15 protein-coding genes, 1 tRNA gene and 1 pseudogene are annotated in these 18,256 nt (G+C 46.0%); 2 read left to right on the forward strand and 15 right to left on the reverse strand.

Annotated elements, in window-relative coordinates:
• Positions 1-211: 211 nt before the first annotated feature.
• From DXA20_RS15010 to pyk, 3 genes and pseudogenes are all read right to left on the reverse strand, one after another.
• On the reverse strand, positions 212-1,612 hold the full coding sequence (locus tag DXA20_RS15010; protein ID WP_158577255.1) for a SpoIID/LytB domain-containing protein: 1,401 nt from the start codon (positions 1,610-1,612) through the stop codon (positions 212-214).
• A 53-nt stretch (positions 1,613-1,665) separates the two neighbouring features.
• Positions 1,666-2,499 carry a zinc dependent phospholipase C family protein gene (locus DXA20_RS15015; RefSeq protein ID WP_118561883.1) on the reverse strand — a complete coding sequence of 278 codons (834 nt, stop codon included), beginning with the start codon at positions 2,497-2,499 and terminating at the stop codon, positions 1,666-1,668.
• A 26-nt stretch (positions 2,500-2,525) separates the two neighbouring features.
• Positions 2,526-3,532, reverse strand: a pseudogene (gene pyk, locus DXA20_RS18735) (pyruvate kinase).
• Between the two features lie 189 nt (positions 3,533-3,721).
• Between pyk and DXA20_RS15025 the strand changes: the two are divergent.
• A tRNA-Thr gene (locus DXA20_RS15025) sits at positions 3,722-3,794 on the forward strand.
• Between the two features lie 406 nt (positions 3,795-4,200).
• Positions 4,201-4,464, forward strand: a complete 264-nt coding sequence (locus tag DXA20_RS18740; protein WP_118561885.1) for a helix-turn-helix transcriptional regulator — start codon at positions 4,201-4,203, stop codon at positions 4,462-4,464.
• Positions 4,465-4,539: 75 nt separating this feature from the next.
• Here DXA20_RS18740 and DXA20_RS15035 read toward each other — a convergent pair whose 3' ends face one another.
• The 12 genes from DXA20_RS15035 to DXA20_RS15095 form a co-directional block, all read right to left on the reverse strand.
• On the reverse strand, positions 4,540-5,391 hold the full coding sequence (locus DXA20_RS15035) for a hypothetical protein (RefSeq protein WP_118561897.1): 852 nt from the start codon (positions 5,389-5,391) through the stop codon (positions 4,540-4,542).
• Positions 5,392-5,833: 442 nt separating this feature from the next.
• Positions 5,834-6,697, reverse strand: a complete 864-nt coding sequence (gene nudC, locus DXA20_RS15045; protein WP_118561899.1) for an NAD(+) diphosphatase — start codon at positions 6,695-6,697, stop codon at positions 5,834-5,836.
• A 148-nt stretch (positions 6,698-6,845) separates the two neighbouring features.
• Positions 6,846-7,202, reverse strand: coding sequence for a hypothetical protein (locus DXA20_RS18170; RefSeq protein ID WP_330421069.1), 357 nt, complete (start codon positions 7,200-7,202; stop codon positions 6,846-6,848).
• A 26-nt stretch (positions 7,203-7,228) separates the two neighbouring features.
• Positions 7,229-8,122, reverse strand: coding sequence for an SLC13 family permease (locus DXA20_RS15050; RefSeq protein WP_330421071.1), 894 nt, complete (start codon positions 8,120-8,122; stop codon positions 7,229-7,231).
• Positions 8,123-8,885: 763 nt separating this feature from the next.
• The gene (locus tag DXA20_RS15060) at positions 8,886-9,947 is read right to left on the reverse strand and encodes an alpha/beta fold hydrolase (RefSeq protein WP_199877094.1); all 1,062 of its coding nucleotides are present in this window, start codon (positions 9,945-9,947) and stop codon (positions 8,886-8,888) included.
• A 21-nt stretch (positions 9,948-9,968) separates the two neighbouring features.
• Positions 9,969-10,718, reverse strand: a complete 750-nt coding sequence (locus DXA20_RS15065) for a pseudouridine synthase (protein ID WP_118561889.1) — start codon at positions 10,716-10,718, stop codon at positions 9,969-9,971.
• A gap of 102 nt (positions 10,719-10,820) precedes the next feature.
• A complete protein-coding gene (glgA, locus tag DXA20_RS15070) occupies positions 10,821-12,260 on the reverse strand; it encodes a glycogen synthase GlgA (RefSeq protein WP_022305099.1) in 1,440 nt (479 codons plus the stop codon).
• Between the two features lie 141 nt (positions 12,261-12,401).
• Positions 12,402-13,205: a sporulation transcription factor Spo0A gene (spo0A, locus tag DXA20_RS15075; RefSeq protein ID WP_118561891.1), complete on the reverse strand. Its 804-nt coding sequence runs from the start codon at positions 13,203-13,205 to the stop codon at positions 12,402-12,404.
• A gap of 174 nt (positions 13,206-13,379) precedes the next feature.
• Positions 13,380-14,111, reverse strand: a complete 732-nt coding sequence (locus tag DXA20_RS15080) for an ATP-binding protein (RefSeq protein WP_118561893.1) — start codon at positions 14,109-14,111, stop codon at positions 13,380-13,382.
• Positions 14,112-14,232: 121 nt separating this feature from the next.
• On the reverse strand, positions 14,233-15,561 hold the full coding sequence (locus tag DXA20_RS15085) for a sensor histidine kinase (RefSeq protein WP_118561895.1): 1,329 nt from the start codon (positions 15,559-15,561) through the stop codon (positions 14,233-14,235).
• Between the two features lie 108 nt (positions 15,562-15,669).
• Entirely contained in the window at positions 15,670-16,347 is a 678-nt protein-coding gene (locus DXA20_RS15090; RefSeq protein ID WP_022306694.1) for a response regulator, read from the reverse strand.
• 58 nt (positions 16,348-16,405) lie between these two features.
• A complete protein-coding gene (locus DXA20_RS15095) occupies positions 16,406-18,088 on the reverse strand; it encodes a Na/Pi cotransporter family protein (protein WP_118561903.1) in 1,683 nt (560 codons plus the stop codon).
• Positions 18,089-18,256 lie beyond the last annotated feature (168 nt).

The raw sequence follows: 18,256 nt of genomic DNA on the forward strand, positions 1-18,256 counted from the left end.
TACTCCGAAGCTCTTTCTGGGTGCCTTCAGAAAACAGAATAATTAATTTTTTTTGATTTTTTTCGAATTTACTCTTGACAAAAGTCATTACATATCAGTTTGAGTAAATAATGAGGTTTTCATCCGCTTTCGCCTTATGTATCGGTGTTTATGCTTTCTTATTTTTATCTTTTGCATTGATTTATCATTTGTAAAATACTATATTGATTTTCTACTGTACCTTGCAATGACTGTAGTAATGTTTTAATATCTGCCGGTAGTTTTTGCCCTGCCGTGCCATTTCTCCGGCTCCGTTCTGACTCATTCCCACGCCGTGACCAAGACCGCCGCCAATCAGCGTAAATGTCCTCGTTCCTTTTTCTGAGCCATCTAACACTGTAAACGCCGCACTTGGAAGCATGGATAATACTGCCGTTTCTCCGGATTTCTTCTTCGTAATCTCAGTTTCTGATGGATACAGCTTCTGACGAATCTCCTCCTGCCCCTCCAGCGTGATCCTTCCAAGCGAACCACGGACGCGAAGCTTGCGGATCAGTCCGCTTTTGCCGCGTGATATCACCGTGATCTTTCGAACAGTTCCGATGCCAAGCTTTGCTCCCAGCGTATCTGCCGAAAGCGTCACACTCCATCGGTACCAGTCATACCCGGAATCATAGGTTTCTTTGCTGCCCGTGATAAAGTCATAAAAGCGCATCTCGCTTGACAGTCCCTGTCCCACATCCTCACTGTCCGTCTGAAATCGCACCGGGTAATTACTTCCTTTTGCCGTTCCCCATGCCTCCTGCTCGGAAGCGCTGCAACCCCAGGACGTGGAATAATAATAGGTTGTAATAACGTGATCCCCGGAATAAACCTTCTTTCCTGCCGTGCGGTCAACTGCCCTTCTGGTCCGCGCATCCTCTCCTGCCATATGATACACCTGAAATGCCGTCGTATCATCCACATCGGCACCATACGCTTTATAACTGTTGGAACGCATCTGTCTCCATGCAAAGGATCTGGCACAGACCGCCTGTGCCTTTAACGCCTCCATCGGATACGAAGACGGCATTTCACTCGGCACAACACCATACAGATATTCCCTCAGCGACAAAGTATTGATCAAGATAAGTCCTTGCTTCTTTCGGACAAGCTTCATGGTTCCCCGATACGCCTGCACCTTTCCGGACCGCGTAATCGATTCAACCCGTATCCTCCCCTTCGGACAGGATATCCTGACTGTTTTCGCAGATTTCTTTGTATTATTTGCAGACACTGAAATGGTCTGCCCCTTATCATACACCTTTGTCTGTCCGTTTTGTCGGACAAGTAACTCCGCCGTTCCACTGATCCGAACCTTATCATGGTATATGCTGTTCATAGCATCGTTCGTCAACAGCACACGGATCATCTGCTCATCCCCTGATGTGGTGGAGACAGGTTTTTCGGTACTTCCCGGCTGTGTGATCTTATTCCATTCCTTCTGCAGCAACCCCTTCCGCTGGCAGTCGTACAGAATGCACCCTAAAAAAAGCACCGACAATGCAAACAAAAGCCATAGCCGACGCTTCGTTTTCTGTTTTTTCTTTTGATTTCCTTTTCTTCCTCGGACATGCCGTTTTCTTCCCGCCATCTGTCTCCTTCTGTGTTCCATTCCGTCTCTGTGATACTCCGTGCTTGTCTTTATCAAATATATTCCGGAAGCTTCTGTTTTATGAAAGCTGCCGCTTCCCCGATAAATTCCACTGCGCGGTCATAGGTGTAATAAACCGGCTTCTGCGGCGCAGGCGCCCGATCAAAAAAGAAATTCCGGACCCACTCACGGCTGTCCGCAAGCTCTTCCGAAGTGATCATCGCCACTCTCTCCGCCGGCTTTGCTGCATCAATATCTTCTACCTTTTCCGGATCCGGCTTCACCACATTAAGATACGCCACCTTCTCCAACTCCTGCTTTGCTGCGTCAGGATCTGCCTTCCTCTCCGGCTCCACCATCTCCAGAATGCTGCACGAATCCTCGCAGCGCAGACAATCCTCTGCACGTTTGATCCCCGGATACTCCCTGCCCAGTCTGAAATCAATCTGGTTGACATCATAGGTAAAATGCTCAAAGGTTTCCGCATCCCGGTCCGTCAGTCCGATTGCCGCAATCTTTTCCATGAATTCCTGCCGGATTGTTTTCATAAAGATCTCATCCGTCAGAATATGTGTCACATAACCCAGATACAGATCCTGGTCCAAAGCATGTTCCGACAGCATCTGTACACAAAAGCTGCGAATCCTCTGATGAAAGACTTTCTGATGATCTTCCCTTGTAAATTCCCAGTCCGGAATGCCATCGCGAAAATGCGTATGCATCTTCATGGACCGCACATAGCCTTTCCGGGACATAATGCCGTCCGGCGCAAGATTCCCCAGAACAAAATGTACCGGATCCTTCAGCTTCAGAAAGCTTCCCTGCTGCCTCTGATCCTCCCGCAGCAGTTCCACTGCCACTGCCATATGTTCTACAGATCCTGCCATGCCGCTCCTCCTTTATGACTACATGATCATTTGTCGTTATCTTTGTCCAGATATGCGCATGCCTGCTTGGCAGTCTGCACCAGATATCCCATGGCAATACCCGGATAATTACCGGCTGCCGTCTCTCCTGTCAGCATTAATGCATCTGCGCCATCCAACACCGCATTATAAATATCCGAAACCTCGGCTCTTGTCGGAACCATCGCCTCCTCCATCGAATGAAGAAGCTGTGTCACAACCATAAACGGCTTTCCTGCCTTCTTACAACGCTCACTGATATCCTTCTGGATCGTCGGAAGCTCCCAGAGCGGAACTGCCATTCCCAGATCTCCTCTGGCGATCACGATCATATCACTTTCGGGAATGATCTCGTCAATCGCCTCATAACCGGCAAGATTCTCTATTTTGCAAAAATACGGATATCTCCTACGCCTTCTGCTTCCAGCGTCTTTCTGAGATTGATAATGTCCTGTGCCCCACGGACAAACGGAAGCATGACTCCTGTCACTCCCGCCTCATGCGCATTGTGGATATTCATAAGATCCGCCTTCGTCAACGTCGGAAGCTCAATCGCCAACCCCGGAATCGTAATACTCTTCTTGGATTTAAGAACGCCACCACGAAGAACCACACACTCCGCATAACGCTCCTTCGCTTTCTTGACCGTCAATAAAATCTTTCCATCGTCGATCAAAATCTCGCTGCCCTTTTCCAACGAGCCAAGAATCTGCTTAGAAAGCTTAACTCCTCCCTTTCCGAGAATGAGCTTCTTGCCCTCTTCAAGGATAAGTGGCTTCTTAAGCTTACCAATACGAAGCTCCGGTCCCTGCAGATCTACGAGAAGCTCCGGCTTGATGTCGCAGCGCTTTGCTGCCTTACGCATACTGGCCAGCCACTCCTGCCTGTCCTCCAGATCCTGATGGGAAAGATTCACCCGAACCCCCGTCATACCGGTACGAAACATTTCCTCCAGCGTCTTTTCGCTCTCGCACGCACTTCCCAATGTTCCATAAAATTCAATATTTTTATTCATACTAATCTAACATTCCTTTCTCAGCCCGCCAACATCGGACTAAAGGCACACGATATCCATGCCGTTCCAAATCACTGCAGGCGTTACGCCGCAGACACCATAATACCATACCTTATTACTATAGACCATTTTATTCTAATAAAAAAGGGGTTGATTTTTTACTATAAATACGTTAGAATAATGTGCAGTGCTGAAATAGCTCAGTTGGTAGAGCACTTCACTCGTAATGAAGGGGTCGTCGGTTCGAGTCCGATTTTCAGCTTTGAGAAAAAGCCTTGGAAACGTAGAGTTTCCGGGGCTTTTGTCGTTTCCGGGCAACTTTCTGATTTGTCGATCGAAGCCCAAAACAACCGAAAAGGCATTCCGTTTTCCATTTTAATTTGGAAAACTTTTTGGAAAATCAAAGATCATTCTCAGTACAGTGATTTACATAGCAATCACATTTTTAATGAGGATGATACCTATGAGTAAAAGAAGACATGGAGAAGGCTGCTGGGATAGCATCTCAGTAAAAGGAATCACCTACAAACGATTTCGTATTGATGGGCAAAGCTTTACCGGCAAGACAGAAAAGGCATGTAAAGCAAAATACCTAAAATGGAAGAATGGTCAAAAAACCAACCTGACAGACACAAAGACAACTGTCAAACAAGTAGCACTAGAATGGCTTGACAGCAAAAAAAAACATATCAAATCATCAACTGAAATACCTGTCACAGCTTTTTTACCGGGAAACCGGCATCCATTTAAAACAATATTTAACGGAATATATTATGGAACGGGGCAGAGAACTTCTGATAAGCACCAATCTTTCTATTGCAGCGATCAGCAGTCAATGTGGTTTTAGCGAACCCCATAACTTTTCCCGTTCAATCCGCCACACTTACGGTATGAGTCCTTCCCAGCTCCGGCAGAATTTTAAACAGCATTAAAAAGAGGAGGACCGGTCTTATATCAAACCTGTCTTCCTCTTTCCACCTGTCTCTCTTAACTCGCTCTCGTTATTTTTAAATGGTTCCTGTTACCACCAGCGTGCTGACTCCCGGATTTGCTACCCATGCACCACTGACAGGATCCTGGGTATAAGTGGCTGCCGGTACCGTGATCTCCCCTGCTGCCGTTGCAAATACCCCTGTAGTCTCATCATAGGTGTACTCCGTCGGATCTGTCCATGCCGTACCGTTAAAGGTTACGGTCAGATTTGACAAAACAGGATCAAAGGTATCTGTGATCACTGCCCCGGTTGCTGCATTGGCTGCCACATTGCCAAAATTCTGGATCACGAAAGTATACGTCAGCGTACCGTTTTCCGTCACCGGTACCGGGCTGATCGATTTCGTAATATTCAGATTTGGTGCACTGACAGCACCAATCGTTTCCGTCACCTTGATTGGAGTGATCCCTCCTCCGGTGATCGTCGCCGTATTGGTGATCTCAGATTCCGCTGCCAATGGAGCATTCTGATTGACAGATGCCTCATAAATGATCGTAGCATTTCCCCCTGCAGGTACATTGATCCCTGTGACAGTCATCGGCGGACCTGCGGTAACTGTTGGTGTTGTCTGCAGGGTACCATTGACATAATAATTGATCGTTCCGGCAACATAAGTCAATGGAACCAGTTCTCCTGTCCCAAAGGTATACGCTCCTAAATTATCCGTCAGCGTAAGCCCTGTGACCGGAATCGTCCCGGAATTGACAATGCTCACAATATACGTGACATTATCATTCTGCCCATAAGTCGCTCTGACAGCTGTCTTGGTTGCAGAAAGCACCTCAAGGATCTCCCCCACTGCAATGTTGGAGTTTGTCACAGCATTTCCATACCGCAGCTGCGCCTGATTTGTAAATCGTGCCATATCATTTTCCATCCTTTGCTATGAAAGTATATTACAGTATATGACAACTTTTTCAGATGGTTCTGTTAATTTACCAAATAAACTGCTGTATTTCTGCAATATCCGAAGTACCGTATCTCCCGAATATAAATAATCGTTTAAAGCTATCATTTGTTCTTTACCACCCTCTCCTGTTGGTTTTGTCTGCCTGCCGGATTCATTAAAAAACACCTCTACATCGCCATTTTATAAATTCGGTACATATCCTCCTGATCCTCTGTTCCTTTTCCAAAAACCACCTTTGTCGGTGCATAATAATCAAAATTTGTCATCTCTATCTCTGCGTTTCTAATATTAGTTTTCTTTTTGTTCTGTATTTTTCGCCTCACAGACGCACTATTTATCCTTGTATTTTATCATTGCTCTAATGTCAGGCCAATTATCCTCTCTTTGATCTCCTGTCCTATGATCTCTGACTGTGCTCCCGTTTTTTCTGCTCCCGGAACGTGATCATCATTTCTCTGGTGAGACTTAAGCCTTCCGGGTCATCCGGAACATCCCGGTAATCCACCCATTCTGCCAGGGAAAGCTCTGTTTGATCCAGATGGATTTCTTCTTCCTGTGCCAGATCGCAGAAATATCCCAGCAAAAGATTACTGTCATATCCCCATGGCTGACTTTTGTAATAACGGATATTTTTCACAGAAAGACCAACTTCCTCCATGACCTCCCGCTCCACCGTCTGCTCCGCTGTCTCTCCAATTTCCGTAAAGCCTGCGATCAACGCATATTTCTTATATTCTCTGTCCGCATATTTGGTCATCAGAATCCGGTCTCCATCTATCACCCCCACGATCACTGCCGGTGCAATTTTAGGAAATACCATATTGCCACAATCCGGACACTTCATCATCCGGAGTTTATCATCGTGTACCAGTTTCCGGGCGCATCTTCCACAATACTGATTGTCCCGGTACCATATATACAAGTGCCAGCCCGTTGCTGCCGCCAGAACATTCTCCTTCGGAAACAACCGGCGGGTTTCAAACATTTTATGATATGTATATCTCTCGATTAAAATATCCCCCAGATCCATCAGAAAATAATCCTGTGTATCCACAGAAAATAAAAAAACTGCCTCCGGAAGCTCCTGTCCTTTCTCCTCGTAATATTCATTCACCCGGCGAAAGGAAAGAAACATAATCTCTCCGTCCCGCTCCCGGTAATACGCCTGTCCCCCCCGGAAGCTTAAGATCCTGCTGTCCGGCAAAGGCTCCTTTCTGACAAATGTATTATAAAGTTTTTGAGGTAATATATCCTGTATCATTGTTCCGCCTGCTTTCCTGACATATTCTGTACCATTTCCCATATCTATACTGGTTCTATTTTATAACACCCCTCTCTTCATTACAACCGGAATTGCTCTTCCTATGTGCAGCTGAAATTGTGGAATGCCCTGATCATACTGTGTCAAACTATCTTCCAACACATATCAGAATGCTAAGACAAATTGTTTTATTTTTGACGAACACAGGCGATAGAAAGACGAGGTATACTATCAACATCGCAAGCAAAAAGAATACATTGGCCAATGTAAACATGCAAAAATATCTTCCCTTTTGTGCAGGGTATTCTCTGGCAATATATTTAAAACTGATCAGACTTGCCATTGATGCAATCAATGTTCCCAGTCCTCCGATATTCGTGCCCACGATCAGATTGGAAATTGCGTCCGTAAATCCGGACAGGAGAATCGCTGCAGGCACATTACTCATCACCTGACTGGCAAGCACAGCAGTAACCATTTCTCTTCCGCGGATCATTCTTTCCAAAAACTGTCGAAATACTTCTATCCTCCCTAAATTTCCAATAAAAATAAATAACGCCGCAAAGGTCCAAGAAGCGAATAATCTACTTTCATTAATGTCTTCCTATCAGCGGCGAATGTAAATACCAAAACAAACACAGTGAAAACAAACCATGGAAGAACCCTTCCCACAACAAGGAGTCCCAAAAGAAATAGCACACAATAACACCATAATTTCCACGAAAAAGATATCGATTTTTCAGAGTGTTTTTCCTCAGATAATTGATGTCTCCCATCCTCTTTACTGAAAGTAATTTTATTATCTTGTATATCCTTTATCGTTGTCTGGTCTTGTTTTTGATCATTCCTTACATATATCCGGCTAATGCCGGATGCCAGTATGATCCATATTATAAGCACCAAAAAAGCCATCACAGAATATGGCAGCATAAGCAATATAAATTTTTCAATTCTCATCTGTGCCAATCCAAACAGATACAAATTTTGCGGATTGCCAATGGGGGTCAGCATACTTCCCAAATTTGCCGCAATGGTCTGCATCACCACAATCCGAAGAATCCATTTTTCATCAAATAGTTCTTTTTTTCTTTGAAGAAGTATCAAGGAAAATGGAACAAACGTAATCAATGCCACATCATTTGTGAGCAGCATGGAAGAAAAAAAACAAAGCATCACTAAAACAGAAGTAATCGCCATTCTGCCGGATACTTTCCGCAACAGCATCCCGGCAAGACGATCAAATACCCCCAGCTGCTGTACCCCTGCCACACAGGTCATCAATCCAAAAAGAATACCAAGGGTCCGAAAATCAATATATTCCGGATATTGCTGATCCGGTGGAATAAATATCATAGAAATTACAGCTAATAAAATAGCAACGACTAAAACGGTTTCTTTTTTGATAAAAAATAGGATTCTTTTCATTTTCTTCCTGCTTTCCTGACTATATTCTATACTAATCCGAAATTATCACCTAACACATCCACAAGCTTTGGTTCACAGCCCTAAAGCTACCATATTAGTTCCGATTCTATTTTATAACACACCTGTCTTGATTACAACCGAAACTGCTCTTTCTGTACGGCGCTGAAATCTCGTTCTGCAGATTTTAATTCTACAAATTTTTGATTCCTTGAATTTTTCTTTCAAACCACTTGATTATTTTGCTTACTGTGTTAAACTACTTACCAGCGCATATCAGAATATCCGGAACACAATATTTTATTCCGAACGAATATGTACAATAGAAAGACGAGGAATATACCAATGATCAACCCAGCTATGATATTTCGTTTAAAAAACTCATGGGAGAAATTTACGGCTTCCCATCCGAAGTTTCCTATGTTTCTGCAAGCCGCTGTAAATAATAATGTTTTAGAGAAGGAACGATTCTTGAGATCAATATTACCACGCCGGAGGGACAGAACATTTCTACCAATCTCAAGGTCAATCCGGAGGATCTGGAATTGATCGAGGACTTAAAAAATATGACCAGATAATTGGTTTCAGGGAGAACAAATCATTTCTCCTGATTCTCTAAAAAACGAAAGAACCATTTCCCAATATAAGTCGAGTAATGACCGGCTTCATGAACAGGAAAGGGATATTCTCTTCGTGTTACAAGCCAAACCATAAAACAAAAGCTCTCCCGGCTTACTCCCTCCGCTTCATCGCCGTCTCATCAACTTTACTCTGCCCTTTGAAGAAAATGTGCAATATCCTGATACACCTTAAAACGTCCCTTTTCGTTCAGAATCTCATGACGCATGCCCGGGTACAGACGTGAAGAAACATGAGCATATCCCCGTTTCTTCAAATGACCGACCGCCTGTGCCAGCTTTGCGCTGCCGCCCAGACAAGGATCCGATGCCCCGGATACAAACAAGACCGGAAGCTTATGATTTCTCACTCTCCAGCCCATTCTGCTGTAGGTCTGCCTCATCAGCCACAGTAATGATTCATATCCGTTCAGTGTAAATGTAAAATTGCAAAGTGGATCTTTATTGTATGTCTCCACCACTTTCCGGTCAGAACAGATCCACGCATGGATCAGGTTCTCTGCACGGAACGGGCGGTCAAACATATTCGCAAAGATACTGTCTGCCAGACGACTTTTACTGTGCGGATCCTTTGTTGTCTGCAACATCCGGATCAGCGCTGTCCCCAACGGTGCCATCGTATTCTTGCCCGGGCAGCCACATACGATCAAACCGTCTAACTCCCGATCATACTTCTTCAGATAACAGCGCACCGCCAGTGATCCCATGCTGTGTCCCAGCATAAAATAAGGCAGTCCCGGATAATGCTTTTTGATGATCCTTGTGATCTGATGCAGATCCTCCACCAAAGCTCTGCCTCCATCCTCACCAAAATATCCGAGACCTGCAGGAATCCCTTCTCCGGATACCGGCTCTGTCTGAGCCGCCTCCCGTCTGCTCGCACCATGCCCACGGTGGTCATGAATCACACAGAGATATCCTCTGTCCGCCATATAACGCATAAATGGCAGATACCTTTCCTTATGCTCACACATGCCGTGTGCGATCTGTAAGACCGCCCTCGGATGAGCCGGAATAACCATCATCCCCCTCAACGGCATGCCATCCTGTGCCGATGTCAGAGAAAAATATTTCCGATGAATACTGCCCGGTCGCTCAGTTTTGCCAGCGCGGTAATGACTGTCAACCGCACTACGCTGTCTGCTTTTCCTTACTGCTGTCCATTTTCCGGTACACCGCTTTTTCTTCATAAATACTCCCCCTTTCGTTTTCTATTTCTTTTGAAGTGCTGCTATCTCCTCCGGCGTAAGTCTGCGATACTCTCCCTGCTTCAACGCCTCATCCAGCCGCAGACTTCCCATACTCAGGCGTTTGAGATAAAGAACCGGATGCCCGACTCCTGCTAACATGCGTTTCACCTGATGAAAACGTCCCTCACGGATTGAAAGCTCCAGACAGGACTCAGTATCCCCCGGATATCCCGGATCATCCGCACTTAGCGACAACGACACCGCATCCAGTCTCTTCACCTTCGCCGGAAGTGTCATCCGGTCATCTCCAATATCCATGCCATTCTCCAGGCGTTCTATATCCTTATCCTCTAATATGCCTTGAACCCTGACAAAATATGTCTTCCACACATGCTTTCCGGGTGCCAGAAGATCGTGAGACAATACCCCATCATTAGTGATCAGAAGCAGCCCCTCTGTGTCCTTGTCCAGCCGTCCCACCGGGAACAGATCCTTTTTCGTACCGTCCGTGATCAGGGACAGTACCGTACGGCAGGTGTTATCCTTTGTGGCTGACACCACGCCCTGTGGTTTATTTAACATATAATAAACATATCGCTCATAAGAGACTTTCTCTCCGTCCAATTCCACATCGTCCTCTTCTGTCACCTTCTGCTCCGGTCCCGATGCCGGCGCTCCATTGACAAAAACACGGCCTGATTTGATGAATTTCTTCACCTCAGACCGTGTTCCCATGGACATCTGTGCTAAATACTTGTCTAATCGCACAATGTCAAACCTCCGATTCTATATTGTCGTTATCCGCCCGCCTTTGATGGTGCAGATAAAATATACAGAAGCTTAATCCTATATAATGACCTGACCGTCATAGGATCATACTAACTCGTTGTACATATCCTCGTACTTCTTCGCAGAATGATTCCATGAGAAATCCATCGCCATGCCACGGTCAATGATCTTGTTCCACTCTCTCTTACGATTGTAGTACACATCCTTTGCGTAGCGGATCGTAGCAAGCATCTCATGCGCATTGTAGTTGGCAAAAGAGAAACCGGTTCCCTTTCCCTCATACTCATTGTACGGCTCTACGGTATCCTTCAGACCACCGGTTTCACGTACGATTGGAACAGTACCATAACGAAGACTCATCAACTGGCTCAGACCACACGGCTCGAACAGAGATGGCATCAGGAATGCATCACACGCTGCATAGATCTTATGAGAGCGCTCATTGGAATAGAAGATATTCGCAGAAACTCTTCCGTGATACTTCCACTCGAAGTGACGGAACAGATTCTCATAACGCTCCTCACCGGTTCCGAGAACCACAAGCTGTGTATCCTCTGCACAGATCTCCTCGATCACATAATTAATGAGGTCAAAGCCCTTCTGATCCGTCAGACGTGATACAATACCGATCATAAATGCTTTATCGTTCTGATCAAGACCAAGCTCCTTCTGAAGACCGCGTTTGTTCTTGATCTTCTCCTTACGGAATGTCTTGGCATTGTAGTTGGCGTAGATCAGTGGATCGGTCTCCGGATTGTACTCATCGTAATCCAGACCGTTAACAATACCACGCAGGCAATTGCTGCGCGCACGCATCAGACCATCCAGATGCTCTCCATAGAACGGCATCTTGATCTCCTCCGCATAGGAATCGCTGACTGTCGTTACCATATCAGCATATACGATACCGCCCTTGAGATAGTTGGCATCACCATATGCCTCCAGCTTGTCACTGGTGAAATAATACTCGTTCAAGCCTGTGATGTCAATGACCTTCTGCTTATCCCAGATACCCTGGAACTTCAGGTTATGTATCGTCATGATCGTCTTGATACCATGGTAGAACGGGTTATCATTGAAGCTGTCCTTAATATATACCGGGATCAGTCCTGTCTGCCAGTCATGGCAGTGGATGATATCCGGACGGAAATCCAGAGAAGGCATTGCAGACAATGCTGCTTTACAGAAAAATGCAAACTTCTCAATATCCTCGAAAATATTGCCATATGGATGAAATCCTGCGAAATAGAACTCATTATCGATAAAATAGAAATGAACTCCCTCATACTCCATCTCTAAGATACCAACATACTGGCTTCTCCATGCCAAATCCATATAGAAGTGCGTCTTGTACTGCATCTTGTCCTTCCACTCCTGTGGAATGCATGCGTACTTTGGAATCATAACACGCACATCATACTCTTTCTTGTTGAAATACTTTGGCAAAGACCCCACAACATCTGCCAGACCTCCGGTTTTCACAAATGGTACACACTCGGAAGCCACAAATAATATGTTTTTCATATACACCCTCCATTCAGTTTGTAAACTCCAATGAATGTCACGGATATGGTGTCAGAATTACCCGTGCATTCCATTAAAATAATTATACCTTATTTCAGAGCCTGTGAAAAGTGTTTTTTACGGAAAGTTAAGTGTGCTTTCTCATGCACGAAGCTTGTATTCCAGACGGATTTTATCTGCGATCAGTGCGATAAATTCAGAGTTTGTCGGTTTTCCCTTGCCGGAATTAACAGTGTAACCAAACAATTCTTCGATCGTCTCCATCCGTCCACGACTCCACGCCACCTCAATAGCATGGCGGATTGCCCGCTCTACCCTGCTTGACGTTGTCTTATAATTGCGGGCGATCGTCGGATACAGCACCTTCGTGATCGCGCCGAGCATCTCATTATCATTGACTGACATGATGATCGCATCCCGCAGATACTGGTACCCCTTAATATGTGCCGGAACACCGATCTCATGGATCACATCCGTCACATCCGATTCGAGGGAATCCTCCATTCTCCGGTGCTTGTTTTCAAAAACCGTATTGATAACTCTCTGCTCGTTCCTGTCCCTGCCTTTCTCATTTTGTCCAACCGCCCGCACCCGCGACACAACCACACGGGTGTCAAAGGGTTTGAGAATATAATAAGCAGCCCCGAGACGAAACGCATTCTCGGTCACGCGCTCCTGACTTACCGCCGACACAACGACAAACTCCGGAGCCAGAGTCGGAGCTCCCTTTTTCATGCGCTCCATCACGCCGAGTCCGTCCACCTTCGGCATGATCAGATCCAACAGAACGACATCCGGACGCAGTGCCGATATCTTGTGAAGTGCCTCCTCTCCGTCAGATGCTGTTCCGACCACCTCCATATCCGTTTCACGCTCCAGTGCTTCCTTCAGGATCGTCACGATCCGCTTGTTATCATCCACGACTAACACTTTGATTACTTCCATATCCTATCCCCTTTTCGTTGTGCTGTCCCATATCCGGGACTCCTTTTCATTTATTGTAAGATAGTCAAAGCCCGCTTATCAATATAAAAGCAGCTGCAATTTTCGACGAAAAAACGGCGGAAATGCAATATTCCGCCGTTTTCCTCACCTACAGGATTCCATATTCATATCTGTCTATGACAGGATTCGTCCATCTGTCGAAATGACTCTGACCTGCCACGGGATCATTTTGCCGCTGTTTTGTAATGCGGTCTTAACCGCTTGCTCCAGCCCGCCGCAGCATGGTACCTCCATGCGCACGATCGTCACACTGCGCAGCTCATTCCGGCGCAGGATCTCGGTCAGCTTCTCGCTGTAATCGACATCATCTAACTTCGGGCATCCGATCAACGTCACTCTTCCACGGATAAAATCCTGATGGAAGGATGCATACGCGTATGCCGTACAATCCGCTGCCACCAGAAGATCTGCCCCTTCAAAATACGGTGCATTCACCGGTGCAAGTTTAATCTGGACCGGCCACTGCGAAAGCTCGCTGACTGCTCCCTGCAGCTGCTCCGTGCCGGAAGGCTGTTGCTTCCCTGAGGCTCTGTCAAACTGCATCATCCTGCTGCCCGGACAGCCGCCCGTCATCGCCCTTGCCCGGATCTGTTTCTCCTTTGCCGCCTTCTCCTCCTTCGCCTTCAGCACAGCCGCCTCGTCATAAGCAGCCGCCTCTCTCTGCTCAAATGAGATCGCCCCTGTCGGGCAGGACGGCAGACAGTCTCCAAGACCGTCGCAGTAATCATCCCTCATCAGATGTGCTTTTCCGTGCACCAGAGCGATCGCTCCCTCATGACATGCATTGACACACAGACCACATCCGTTGCATTTTTCTTCATCAATTTTTATTACCTGACGTACCATAGTCGTTCCCCCTCGTTTCCTCATTGTTTGACTTATTTTCACGAAACCGGTCTGTTTTCCGGTTCTGAAGTTATCTTACCGAAAACAAAGAAGAATTTCCGTTGTTAAAACCACAAAACCGTTATTTTGTAAAATAAACATATATTGTTGTTCCCTCGCCCAGCTTACTGCGAAGCTCGAGCTTCACATTGTCGTGCAACGCAATGATATGCTTCACGATCGCCAGTCCAAGACCGGTACCGCCCGTTGATTTCGAACGGCTCTTGTCCACGCGGTAAAAACGTTCAAAAATGCGTTCCTGATCCTTCTCCGGAATCCCGATCCCGTTATCCTTCACCTCGAGAACAACACGCTCAACCTCCCGGTAAACCGATACATCCACACGTCCGCCCGGATTATTATACCGGATCGCATTGTCACACAGATTGTAGATCAGCTCGTCCATCATCTGCCGGTTCGCCGTCACCATCTGCGGCTCTCCCGAGAAAGAAAGCTGTACCTGATGCTTTTCTGCAGACATTTGAAGCATCTCCACACAATTGGCCGCCATATCGCAGATATCAAGCTCCTCCATAATATCTTCCGTTGTCACATCAAGTTCAGACAAGCGAATGATGTCATTTATCAGCGTCAGAAGACGGTTTGAACTCTTATGGATCTCTCTGGCAAATCTCTGCACATCGTCCCCTGTCGCAATCCCATTTTCAATCAATTCCGAATAACCTGAAATGGAGGTCAGCGGCGTCTTCAATTCATGGGAAACATTTGCCGTAAATTCCTGCCGCATATTGGCATTGCGGATAATGTCCTCATGCTGCGCACGTATCGTTGTCACGTACGGCTCAAGCTCCTCATATACATGATACATGCCCGGTCCCTCCAGATTCTTGGCAAGCTCCTCGATCGGCTTAACGATACTTTTCGTCAATGCGTGGGACAGGATCACACATGCCGCAAACAGAAGAACACTGAGAACAACAAGCCTTGGCACAGTGCTCAGCAAAATCCCCGTCATACTGCTGACCTCCTTGGAGATACGCAGCACATAACCATTATCCAGCCGAACCGCATAATAAAACGCACTTTTGCCAAGTGTCTGTGAATTACGCACCGCCTTGCCCTCTCCCTTTGAAAATGCGGATGCAATCTCCGGACGATTTTTGTGGTTTCCCATGCCCCTCACATCCGCATCGCTGTCACAGACTGCATTACCATCCGGGTTGATCAGCGTGATACGAAGATGCTTCGGTGTATTTTCCATATGGACATTTGCCGGATCTGACACCATCTGCCACGCATCCGACTCGACCATCACATCTGCCGAATTTCTTAGATCCTGAATGACTTCCTTCGTCAATACACCATAAAAGACAGTCGCAGAAAGTGCTACTGTCTCCAATATTGTGATCACCGTCAATATCATACATAAAATGTTAATCCGCCGTTTCATCCATCAATTCCTTTCCTCTGCCGGAACAGTTTTTTTTAATGTTATGTAGACCATTCCGGCAGTTTTACTTTTCTCCTTCCTGCGTTATATGTCAAGTCTTTCCCTTTTCTACACAAGATTCATGCAGTACCCGACATTCCGTACGGTTTTAATATATTTTCCTGCATCTCCAAGCTTATGACGCAGTGTCTTGATATGCACATCGAGCGTGCGCGATTCAATCTCACAGTTTGCATGCCAGATATGCTCCATAATGCTGTCTCTGGGAAGCACGATCTCCTGATTCTGCGCCAGATAATGCAACAACTCATACTCTTTATAAGTAAGCTCTACCGCACTGCCTGACACAAAAACCTTTCGTTTCTCGTCATCGATCACAAGATCCCCGATCTTGATCACCTTCTCCGCATCCTGCTCTCCTGTTCTTCGAAGAAGTGCCTTGACACGGGAAACCAGCTCCATAACTCCAAACGGCTTCGTCATATAATCGTCCGCACCATTATCAAGTCCCTTCACCTTATCAATCTCTGTCGTTTTCGCTGTCACCATGATCACCGGAATCCTCTTCGTCTCTCTTTTCTCGCGGATCTTCCGAAGGATTGACAGACCATCCTCATCCGGCAGCATAATATCAAGCAGGATCAGATCCGGCTTCTTCTCTGCCAGTTCCTTATAGAAGGAACGTCCATCCGGGAATTCCACCGTCTGATGTCCCGCGTTTTTGAGCGAAAAGCTCTCAATCTCGCTGATATTTTTGTCGTCCTCCACAATATAAATTAATGCCATAGCCGTCCCGCCTTTCTATCCTTTTAGGTTGAGTATATCACAAATTCATTGCGTACGCTTAATTAAAATATCCAAAATCAACGGACTCCATGACCGCATCCGCAATATTAACACAACTGTTTCCCATTCGGTCAATGCTGTGAAGGATCTTATTAAAGGAAGAGGTCAGACTCGCTTTACATTTTCCGGTGCTGACACGCTTCATATGATCCTTGCGAAGCTTCAGATCAAGTTCCAGAATCTTATCTCTCTTCTTAATGATCTTAGCGGCATTGTCCTTATCACCGGTTTCCATTACCTTCAGGGAAGCATCATACATATCGCCGATCAGCTTCAGACTCTTCTCCAGATCTCTGGAGGCGTCCTTGGAAAGCACGGATTTCTTGGAGGACTTATTCCCCTCCTCCTCAAATACCGCAAGAATATCGCCACACAACAATGCAAGACGGTTGACATCGCTGAGCACATACATGATACCTGCCGTCTGTGTTGCCTGCTCCTCGGTCAGAACACCTGCCGAAAACAGGTTAGTCAGATATTCCGTGATCCGTTCATCCAGATTCTGTACGACCTGGATCTTACTCTGCAGATCCTCCACATAAGTCCAATCTTTTAAGCCTGCCACATCCGAAATATCGTTAATGATCTCCTTTACCAGTCCGCTCAACCGGATCACCTCCTGAGATACCAGACGAAGTGCCGCTGTCGGCTGATTGACCAGATTATTGTCCAGATACATCGGCTGTGATGCATCCTTCTCATCCTTTTCTCCCGGAATAATAAACATAACGATCTTCACCAGCAGCCAGATCAGTGGGAGCCAGAGAAGTGTCATAATAAAGTTAAAGCCGGTATGCGCATTCGCAATCTGACGTGAGATCACATCAACCTCTGCCCCCTTCGGGGAAATATACTGGATCAGCTTTGCATACGGATGCACAAACCAGATAAAGATCAGACTTCCGCTGACATTAAACATACAATGCGCAAGTGCGGTACGCTTTGCATCTCTTGACTGACCAACACTGGCAAGCAGTGCAGTGATCGTTGTACCAATATTATCACCAAGCAGGATCGGGATCGCACCCGCAAGACCAAGAATACTTGTTGTTCCATCCGGTCCCGCCTGCTCTGCAAAATTCTGCAGCACCGCAATCGTTGCCGAGCTGCTCTGTACAACAAGTGTCATCAATGTTCCCACACAGACACCAAGCACCGGAATATGTGCTACCTTTGCGATCATTGCCGTGAATACCGGGCTTGCCGCCAGCGGCTTCATGACATCTCCCATCGTCTCAATCCCAAGGAAAAGAACACCAAAAGCAAAAATTGTCTGACCGATGTTTTTCACCTTCTCGGATTTGCAGATAAAGGAAATGATAAAGCCTGCAAAAATGATCAGATAAATATAATCGCTGATCTTAAATGCAATGATCTGTGCCGTCATTGTTGTACCAATGTTGGCACCAAGTATAATAGAAATTGCCTGCGGAAGACTCATCAGTCCCGCACTGACAAAACCAATCGTCATAACTGTTGTCGCACTGCTGCTCTGTAAAACAGCCGTCGTCAAAGCACCTGCCAAAACACCAAGTATCGGATTTTTCGTTAAAAGTGCAAGAATTGCCTTCATTTTCTCGCCTGCTGCCTTCTGCAGACACTCACTCATCAAATTCATTCCAAACAGGAATAATGCCAGACCTCCCAGCAATCCAAATGCGATCTGAACCGTACTGTTCATCTTTTTTCCTCCATTTTTCCGGATCTTTACACATACCTCATTGAATGTGTACGTCCTGATTCGTCTCTTCACTTATTCTTCATTCTACTTTTTACATTTTCATCATAACAATGCCATGTAAATGCTATATAGGGGTTATGTAAAAGTATGTAAAAACTTTTTACATAA

The sequence above is a fragment of the Roseburia sp. AM59-24XD genome, assembly GCF_003478445.1.
Classification (GTDB): Bacteria; Bacillota; Clostridia; order Lachnospirales; family Lachnospiraceae; genus Jutongia.

Coding starts and splice junctions, on each gene's coding strand:
- DXA20_RS15010 (WP_158577255.1), bottom strand. CDS start 1,612: ATGGCGGGAAGAAAACGGCATGTCCGAGGAAGAAAAGGAAATCAAAAG.
- DXA20_RS15015 (WP_118561883.1), bottom strand. CDS start 2,499: ATGGCAGGATCTGTAGAACATATGGCAGTGGCAGTGGAACTGCTGCGG.
- DXA20_RS15035 (WP_118561897.1), bottom strand. CDS start 5,391: ATGGCACGATTTACAAATCAGGCGCAGCTGCGGTATGGAAATGCTGTG.
- nudC (WP_118561899.1), bottom strand. CDS start 6,697: ATGATACAGGATATATTACCTCAAAAACTTTATAATACATTTGTCAGA.
- DXA20_RS15050 (WP_330421071.1), bottom strand. CDS start 8,122: ATGAAAAGAATCCTATTTTTTATCAAAAAAGAAACCGTTTTAGTCGTT.
- DXA20_RS15060 (WP_199877094.1), bottom strand. CDS start 9,947: ATGAAGAAAAAGCGGTGTACCGGAAAATGGACAGCAGTAAGGAAAAGC.
- glgA (WP_022305099.1), bottom strand. CDS start 12,260: ATGAAAAACATATTATTTGTGGCTTCCGAGTGTGTACCATTTGTGAAA.
- spo0A (WP_118561891.1), bottom strand. CDS start 13,205: ATGGAAGTAATCAAAGTGTTAGTCGTGGATGATAACAAGCGGATCGTG.
- DXA20_RS15080 (WP_118561893.1), bottom strand. CDS start 14,111: ATGGTACGTCAGGTAATAAAAATTGATGAAGAAAAATGCAACGGATGT.
- DXA20_RS15085 (WP_118561895.1), bottom strand. CDS start 15,561: ATGAAACGGCGGATTAACATTTTATGTATGATATTGACGGTGATCACA.
- DXA20_RS15090 (WP_022306694.1), bottom strand. CDS start 16,347: ATGGCATTAATTTATATTGTGGAGGACGACAAAAATATCAGCGAGATT.
- DXA20_RS15095 (WP_118561903.1), bottom strand. CDS start 18,088: ATGAACAGTACGGTTCAGATCGCATTTGGATTGCTGGGAGGTCTGGCA.